The 8508-nt window shown below is 39.4% G+C and carries 7 protein-coding genes; all 7 read right to left on the reverse strand.

The features are described from left to right. Positions 1 to 102: 102 nt before the first annotated feature. Positions 103 to 1446: a DEAD/DEAH box helicase gene (locus M1G12_RS09795; RefSeq protein WP_247942519.1), complete on the reverse strand. Its 1344-nt coding sequence runs from the start codon at positions 1444 to 1446 to the stop codon at positions 103 to 105. 138 nt (positions 1447 to 1584) lie between these two features. After that, complete coding sequence (locus tag M1G12_RS09800; RefSeq protein WP_070527986.1) at positions 1585 to 2400, reverse strand: endonuclease/exonuclease/phosphatase family protein; 816 nt, start codon at positions 2398 to 2400, stop codon at positions 1585 to 1587. 51 nt (positions 2401 to 2451) lie between these two features. After that, on the reverse strand, positions 2452 to 4632 hold the full coding sequence (locus tag M1G12_RS09805) for a PTS transporter subunit IIBC (protein WP_080976378.1): 2181 nt from the start codon (positions 4630 to 4632) through the stop codon (positions 2452 to 2454). A gap of 184 nt (positions 4633 to 4816) precedes the next feature. Then, positions 4817 to 5743 (reverse strand): permease-like cell division protein FtsX, encoded by a 927-nt coding sequence (gene ftsX / locus M1G12_RS09810; RefSeq protein WP_000625545.1) that lies wholly within the window; start codon positions 5741 to 5743, stop codon positions 4817 to 4819. Then, complete coding sequence (ftsE, locus tag M1G12_RS09815) at positions 5736 to 6428, reverse strand: cell division ATP-binding protein FtsE (protein WP_247949838.1); 693 nt, start codon at positions 6426 to 6428, stop codon at positions 5736 to 5738. Before ftsE ends, ftsX begins: the two co-directional genes overlap by 8 nt. Positions 6429 to 6445: 17 nt before the next feature. Next, positions 6446 to 7541 (reverse strand): peptide chain release factor 2 gene (gene prfB, locus M1G12_RS09820; protein ID WP_247949839.1). Its coding sequence is split into 2 segments (ribosomal slippage): positions 6446 to 7468 and positions 7470 to 7541, totalling 1095 coding nucleotides; the frame shifts between segments, so codons are not numbered across the junction. Between the two features lie 108 nt (positions 7542 to 7649). Continuing rightward, a complete protein-coding gene (locus M1G12_RS09825; protein WP_004256822.1) occupies positions 7650 to 8306 on the reverse strand; it encodes a CBS domain-containing protein in 657 nt (218 codons plus the stop codon). Positions 8307 to 8508 lie beyond the last annotated feature (202 nt).

Genomic DNA, 8508 nt, shown 5'->3' on the forward strand with positions numbered 1-8508 from the left:
AAAAGGACTTAGCCCTGTACAATACAGAACTAAATCCTTTGCTTAAATTAATTGTCTAACTTTTTGGGGTCAGTACAGAGCTCAGTACTCCAACTTTTTTTATTAAAATGTTTGGCGTTTTGCTTTACGTTCTGCACGACCTCGAGCGCGATTTTCAGCGCGCTTGGTCTTGCGGCGTTTTTCATCCACTGCCCATTGAATTTTCTTCTTATATCCTGGTTTGACTTTTTTCTTTTTCTTTTTAACCAAACCAATCATTTCGATATCAAGTTTATCTTGTTTTTTCTCACGGTTGGCACGACGATCACGGTCATAAGTATCTTGAAATTCCCCGTCTTTGACCATCTTAGGAGTAAACTTGATTCCCAATTTCTCCAACTCACGGATATCCGAGTCATCACTTGGCTGGTAAAGGGTAATAGCTGTACCTGATAGGCCATTGCGTCCGGTACGACCAACACGGTGCACGAAGAAGGATAAGTCTTGCGGAATGGCATCATTGATGACATGGCTGACACCTTCAATGTCAATTCCACGCGCTGCCAAGTCTGTTGCGACAATATACTCAAAATCCAGATTTTTCACCTGATTCATGATTCGCTTACGTTCACGAGGGGCAATATCTCCATGAATCTTCGCTACCTTCAAGCCTTGAGCAGTCAGATATGAATGCAATTCATCAGCACGCGTTTTAGTGTTAACAAAAATCATTGCCAAATACGGTTGCATCAACTGAGTTAACTGGTAAATTTGAGCATTCTTGTCACGTCCCTTTGTAGAAATCAACCAATTATCAATGGTATCAGAAATGACCGTTTTGGTCTTGATTTTCTCCATGACAGGATTTGACAAGTATTTTTTCAAGAATGGTTGCAATTTTTGTGGAATAGTCGCTGAGAAGACCATGAATTGCAGGTCTTTTGGAAGACTTCCAGCAATCTTATCAACCGTTTCTAAGAATCCCATATCCAAGGTCATGTCTGCCTCATCGATCACAAAGGTCTTGGCTTTATGAATAGCTAAATCACCAGATTTAACCAAGTCATAGATACGACCTGGCGTACCGATAACAATATGAGGCTGGTTACTTGCCAATTTGTCAATCTGGCGAGCCTTATCAGTACCACCCACATAATTAACCACACGAATTTCTACCTCTGAGTGGGCTACAATCTGACGGGCTGCTTGGTAAATTTGAGTAGCTAATTCACGGCTCGGTGCAGTAATGACTGCTTGAACACTATCGCTGGCTTCATCTAATTGCTGGAAAATCGGCAATAGGAAAGTGTGAGTCTTACCCGAACCTGTTTTTGATTCACCGACTAGGTCACGACCTGCCAAAACAATAGGAATCAACTTGTCTTGAACCTCTGTTGGAGTTGTAAATTTCAACTCCTCCAGGGCTTCTCTAATATAGTTTTTAAATTGAAATTTCGTAAATGACATAATATCCTCGATTCTATCTATCCTATCAATTATACCATATTTTATTCCATTTCAGTAGTCTCACTTATTTAGGCTATTTCTAGTAGCTTCTCTAGTAAAAAAGGCTGGAATTTGTGAATCCCAACCTCTTTTCAGTCATTATTTCCAGTTTAAAATAGCATTCAAGCCATAGTGATCACTCACTTGTGGACTCTTGTTACCATCAAATACGACATGTAAATTTTCCACCGCTAACTCCTTGGTAGTAAAAACATAGTCGATTCGAAGGGGTTCAGTGTTCCCCTTCCATCCATCAATTTCTGGTGGAACAGTATAGCTACCACTTTTATCTTGAGCAACTTCAAATGCGTCTTGTAAGCCTAATGGACTAGCTAAAATAGCTTGGTAACCTTCCTGACCAGCTGGGTTGTTGAAATCTCCAGCCAGCAAAAGTGGCTTGTTTAGTTCTTTCAAGACAGCTTCAAATCGTGCCCATTCTTCTTGGAAACCTTTATCCCACCAAGAAAGGTGGACACTGGCAACTGCAAGTTCCTTACCATCAACTACAGTTTCAGCCAAGGCAACACGGCGTGTATGATAGTCTGTTGGATCATCCACATCTGAAACTAAAATTTCTCTGGCTTCAATAGGTGTTTTAGACAAGATAGCTACACCTTCATGGTAGCGGTCATAACCGATATGGTTATAGGCCCAAGTCCAGTAGTAATCTTTTCCTTGCTCAGACAACTTTTCAACCAAAAGTCTAACATAATGGTCTTGGTGAATAGGTTCAGCAGCTGGCAAAGCTTGATAAAGGTCATTAACCTCCACCTCTAGCGAAGTAATCTCCTGATTGATTTCTTGGAAACATATCAAATCATAGTCTTTATCAAGAATATCTTCAAGCAAGAGCTGGAATTTTTCCTCAGCTTCTTTTTCCATCCAGCTATGAGTATTGAGTGTTAAAAATTTCATTCTTTTCTCCCAAAATAAGAGGTTGGAATACAGCTTCCAACCTCAAGTATATTACAATTCTACTTTAGCAACTGCTGTTTTAGCTGCAAGAGAACCTATTTTTTCTAATTTAACTGATTTAATTGCATCACCATTTGTGAAGACAACTACTGTAGTAGTTTCACGACCTGCTGCACGGATAGCATCCAAGTCAGCTGTGACAAGAAGGTCACCTGCTGCAACTTTTTGTCCTTCAGCTACATGAACAGTAAATGGTTTTCCTTCAAGACTTACTGTGTCCAAACCAATGTGAACAAGTACTTCAAGACCTGCTTCAGTCACAAGACCAAGAGCATGTTTTGTAGGGAAGATGCTTGATACAGTACCTGAAACTGGAGATACAATGTTTCCATTTGCAGGTTCTACAGCAAATCCGTCGCCCATCATTTTTTGAGCAAATACTGGATCTTTCACTTGTTCCAAAGCAACAACTTGACCGTCTGCTACTGAGTAAACTTCCTCTGTTACACCTTTGTAGTGTACAGTGTTTTGTTGTGCTTCTGTCATTTGACTTGGAAGAGTTTCAGGAATGATTTCACCTGAATCAAGAATATCTTGGATATCAGATTTCAATACGTCTGCTTTTGGACCGTAGATAGCTTGAACTCCTTGTCCTTTCATGACAAGACCCATAGCTCCTTCTGCTTTCCATTGTTCTGCATCACCGACTTTGTCAGCATCTTTTACAGTTACACGAAGACGAGTCATACATGCATCAACATCAACGATGTTTGCACGTCCACCAAGAAGGTTAATAATGTTTACAGCTTGAGAGCCTGCTGCAACTTTCACTTCGCTACTAGCTTCTTCTGAACCTTCAGCAGTTTCGTAATTTCCGTTACGTCCTGGAGTTGCGTAGTTGAATTTTTGAATCATGAAGTTTGCGATAAAGTACATGATTACGGCAAAGAGAACAGTTACCCAGATAAAGTTAACGATATCCATACCAATACCAGCATTAATTGCTAGTGGTGTACGAGTCAAGAATTCAATTGAACCGAATGAGTGGACACGTAGGTTTACTACGTCAGCCATAGCGAAGGCAGCACCTTGAACAAGTGAGTAAACAAGATACATAGGTGTTGCTACAAACATGAACATGTATTCGATTGGTTCAGTAACCCCTGTCAAGAATGTTGCAAGAGCTGTCGCAATCATCATACCTTTATATTGATGTTTCTTATCAGCATCGACATTACGGTAGATAGCAACGATCATACCCATCAAGATACCGAATGAACCGATCATTTGTCCAACTTTGAAACGAGCTGGGTGAACAGTATCTAACAATTGTTGGTAGTGACTTGCATCTGTACCTTTAAGGTTAACAAGGTCTGTTACCCATGCAAGCCATAGTGGGTCTTGACCAAATACTTGAGTACCTTTAGCTGCACCAGTTAAAATGTCATAAGTACCACCAAGAGCTGTGTAGTTCATTGGGATAGTCAACATATGGTGAAGACCAAATGGCAAGAGCAAACGTTCCAAAGTACCATACAAGAATGGTGCAAGGATTGGAGCAGTTTCTTGTGAGTTGGCAATCCAGATACCAAAGCTATTGATACCTGTTTGAACTACTGGCCAGAAGGCAGCAAGTAGAATTGCAGCGATTGCTGAACGAAGAATAACTACAAATGGTACGAAACGTTTCCCGTTGAAGAATGAAAGTGCATCAGGAAGTTTACGGAAGTTGTAGTATTTATTGTAAGCAGTTGCCCCTACAAAACCTGAGATAATCCCTACAAACACACCCATGTTCAATGCTGGAGCTTCAAGAACACTAATGAAGTAATCAGCAACTTTGATTGAACCACCAAAGAGAGTTGTGACCATAGCATCTGGATTTTTCAACATATCTCCTGATACACCAAAGATTGTACCAGTGATACGGTTAATCAAGATGAAGGCAAGACCAGCGGCGAAAGCACCACCAGCACGTTCTTTAGCCCAGCTTCCTCCAATTGCTAGGGCAAACAAAATGTGAAGGTTACCGATAACCCCCCAACCAATTTGCTCAAGAATTCCACCTGTAACTACAAGTGGTGCAAAAGTTGGGTTAATCATTACGATAGACTTACCGATTGAAATCATCAAACCAGCAGCCGGCATAACCGCGATAACCACCATCAAAGCCTTACCGAATTTTTGCCAAAACTCGAAAGACAAGACATTTTTGAATGTATCTTTCATCATTCAAATCTCCTTTATTTTTATTTAGGCAAACGTTTTACGAAAACGTTTGCACTTTCTATAATTCAATTATACCACTTTAATTTTTTTTGTAAAGGCTTTTATAAAAAAAAGTAGACTTTTTTCTAAAATTTTTGTAGTAAAAAAGGAGATATTAAAATCTCCTCAAATATACTTCTATTTTATTTTAGATTTTCAGGAATCGGCGCATTGAAATTCCTGATCCGATTGAACCGATAAAAATTCCAATCACAAATAATAAGGCAATCATCAGTGGACTGAATACTTCTGGTGATATCATTGAAAGGTTCTGACCAACCAATGACTTATTAACAGATTGGTAAACCATTTTATAGACAATAAATACCAGAACTGATGGAAGTGTTGCTCCAAGCAAACCAATGAAGGCACCTTCAAGCAAGAAAGGTCCGCGGATATAGCCATTCTTAGCACCTACTAAACGCATGATTTGAATTTCACGGCTTCGTGAAATAATGGTGATACGTATAGTATTAGAAATCAAGAACACCGCAATGAAAATCAATAATCCAGCGATAACTAGTCCCCAAACACGAATAAATGAGGCTAACTTAAACAAGCGTTCTGTATTAGCACCACCATCTTGAACTTCTGATACACCTTCGATTTTTTTAGCCTCTTCTGCTACTGTCTTTACATCACTTGGTGTATTTGTATCAACGATATATGCATCATAGAGAGGATTGGCATCGCCTTCAAAGATTTTCCAGTTGTCCCCCATTGTTTCTGTCAACTTTTCATATTGTTCTTCTTTACTTGAAAACGTAACACTTTTAACGGTTGACATACCTTTCAAAGCATCATATACCTTATGGTAGTCGTTATTTGTAACAGTTTGACCTTCTTTTTCAATCGTCTCACTATTATCAGCTACGTCCTTACGAATGTATACCATTACTCGGACATTATTTTCGATATCTGTAGCTAGTTTAGCCGTATTAAAGATAACAGATGCAAATATTGCAACCAAGGTCAAAGTAATCATAACTGAACTAACAGCAGCTACTGTCATCCAGCCATTTCGTTTCAAACTTTTTAACGATTCAAATAAATGACGAAAAAATCTACTAATCATCGTATCCATATTCTCCTTTAGCTTCGTCACGAACGACACGGCCATTTTCAATGGCAATGACACGGTGGCGCAAGGTATTTACAATCTGACTGTTGTGGGTAGCCATCAAGACAGTTGTACCTTGGAGATTGATGCGTTCCAGCAAGTTCATAATTTCCCATGAATTATCTGGGTCCAAGTTTCCTGTTGGTTCGTCCGCAATCAATACTTTTGGATTGTTTACAATGGCACGTGCAATTGCAATCCGTTGCTGTTCTCCCCCTGAAAGTTCATTTGGGAAAGAACGAACCTTATGCTTCAATCCAACCAAGTCTAAGACTTCCATAACACGTTTTTTGATATTACGGCGACTTTCTCCAATTACCTCCATTGCATAAGCAATATTTTCATAAACGGTTTTCTTTGGTAACAGTTTATAATCTTGGAAGACAACCCCAACACTACGACGTAGGAGAGGAACATCTTTCTTTTTAATTTTAACCAGATTAAAACCAGCAACTGATAGGCTTCCTTTATCGATTTTTACTTCACGATATAGAGAACGAATGAAGGTTGACTTCCCTGCTCCTGAGGGTCCTACAATATAAGCAAATTCCCCTGGTTGAATGCTGACCGAAACACCACGTAGGGCAGTCGTTCCGTTATCATACTTTTTGACAACATCACTCATTTCAATGATTGACATGTGAGTTCCTTTCTATCTTAGCTGATTCGCCACTTGAGATAGGCATCGATAAAACCATCTAGATCTCCATCCATAACCTTATCTACTTGTGCAACTTCAAAGCTAGTTCGGTGATCTTTTACCATTGTATAAGGCGTGAAGACATAAGAACGAATTTGGCTTCCCCATGTGATTTCCTTTTTCTCACCCTTGAGGGAATCGACTTCCGCAGCTTTCTTTTCTTGCTCCATTTGATAGAGCTTAGCCTGCAACATCTTCATGGCACGATCTCTATTTCCATACTGGGTACGATCTACCGTTGACTGGACAACAGTTCCCGTAGGAATGTGTGTCAAACGCACTCCAGTTGAAACCTTATTGACGTTTTGTCCACCAGCACCACCTGAACGGAAGGTGTCCATCTTGATATCATCTTCACGGATTTCCACTTCAATGGTATCATCTAATTCTGGCATTACTTCTACAGATGTGAAAGAGGTATGGCGACGTTTAGCAGAGTCAAATGGTGAAATTCGCACCAAACGGTGTACCCCCATTTCTGACTTGAGAAGACCATAGGCATTAGGTCCTTCAAATGATAGGGTTACTGACTTAATACCAGCTTCATCTCCTGCTTGGTAATCCAAGACTTCCACTTTAAAGCCTTTAGCATTTCCATAGCGAGTGTACATACGAAGCAACATATCACCCCAGTCCTGAGCCTCAGTACCACCGGATCCTGGATGGATTTCCAAAATCGCATTATTATGGTCATAAGGTTCTGACAAGAGCAAGGTCATCTCGTAACTGGTCATCATCTTATCCAGTTCTGACAACTGTTCAACCAATTCTTCATGCACCGACTCATCTTCAACTAAAAAGTCTAATAAAATTTCAACTTCATCCTGCAACTCTTCCATTTTGTGGAAGGTGTTGTAGGTGTTTTTTAATTCATTTAATTCTTGCGACGTTTTTTGGGCCGCGATATTATCGTTCCAAAAATCAGGTTCTGTCATCTTGTTTTCCAAGATGGCAATCTCTTCCTCTAGACCCTCGAGGTCAAAGAGACCCCCTGAAAGAAGCTAATTTTTCACGATTTGCGTCAATTTTCTGACGAATTTCTGAAATGTCCATAAATACTCCTTTTTTATATCGTTTTATTATACCATAATCTATCATTTCTTTCCATCTTTTGCTCTAATCCCTTATTAAACGTAAAAAGAAGCCTTTCGGCTTCCCTTCTTACAAGACTTTTGCTGAAGTACGAGTAATCTCTTCTACTTGAATATTCTCTGATTCAAATTTTTCTTTCAAGGCTGGTAAATCAATTGATCCATCGATTTGCACTTCGATAATGACCTTACCATCCTTACGCGGAATATTGACTGTATGAGAGATATTCAAATTTTCTTCTACAATCAAAGAAACAATCTTTCCGAGTACACCAACTTCATTTTCCGTAACAAAGCGTACACGAATCCCTTCTTCGCCATAACCTGCGATTTCAAGAAAGGCTTGGAAAACGTCACGGTCCGTAATAACCCCATAGACTTGATGGTTATCTACGACAGGAAGAATACCAATCTTGTTTTTCAACATCAGATAAGTTGCATCCTCTAGACTCGCATAGCCTGAAACAGTGACAACATCACGAATCATCACATCTTTTACTTTTGTCTTATTTAGAAGATAATTCATCTCATAGATAGAAAGACTTGTTGCTTTGGATGGACTAGCTTGGGCAATGGTTCCCTCAGTTACCAAACCAACCAATTGATCATTTTCGATAACAGGCAAGCGGTGCAACCCTTGCTCTCTCATCAAATCTGCTGCATGAGATACTGTTGTATCTGGACTAATATAAACTACCTTGCGGGTCATAAAATCTTTAACTGCCATGAGACTTCTCCTTTTCTATTCTTATCCCTATTATACAATCTTTTTGTAAATCTATCAAACGCTTACATTTCTTTTTCAAAATTCAGAAAAGTATGAATAAGCTAGCAAAAAGAGCTCTGAAATCGGGCTCTATAATATTTGTAGTGGGTAAATCCCCTATGGATATTATGGAGCCTATTTTGTTGTAGAAAAAAAGTCCCAT

Origin of the sequence: Streptococcus mitis, from assembly GCF_023110375.1 — a bacterium.
Lineage (GTDB): Bacteria > Bacillota > Bacilli > Lactobacillales > Streptococcaceae > Streptococcus > Streptococcus mitis_CI.

Excerpts from the sequence above, each read along its gene's own strand:
- M1G12_RS09795 (WP_247942519.1), bottom strand. The coding sequence starts at position 1,446 with ATGTCATTTACGAAATTTCAATTTAAAAACTATATTAGAGAAGCCCTG.
- M1G12_RS09800 (WP_070527986.1), bottom strand. The coding sequence starts at position 2,400 with ATGAAATTTTTAACACTCAATACTCATAGCTGGATGGAAAAAGAAGCT.
- M1G12_RS09805 (WP_080976378.1), bottom strand. The coding sequence starts at position 4,632 with ATGATGAAAGATACATTCAAAAATGTCTTGTCTTTCGAGTTTTGGCAA.
- ftsX (WP_000625545.1), bottom strand. The coding sequence starts at position 5,743 with ATGATTAGTAGATTTTTTCGTCATTTATTTGAATCGTTAAAAAGTTTG.
- ftsE (WP_247949838.1), bottom strand. The coding sequence starts at position 6,428 with ATGTCAATCATTGAAATGAGTGATGTTGTCAAAAAGTATGATAACGGA.
- M1G12_RS09825 (WP_004256822.1), bottom strand. The coding sequence starts at position 8,306 with ATGGCAGTTAAAGATTTTATGACCCGCAAGGTAGTTTATATTAGTCCA.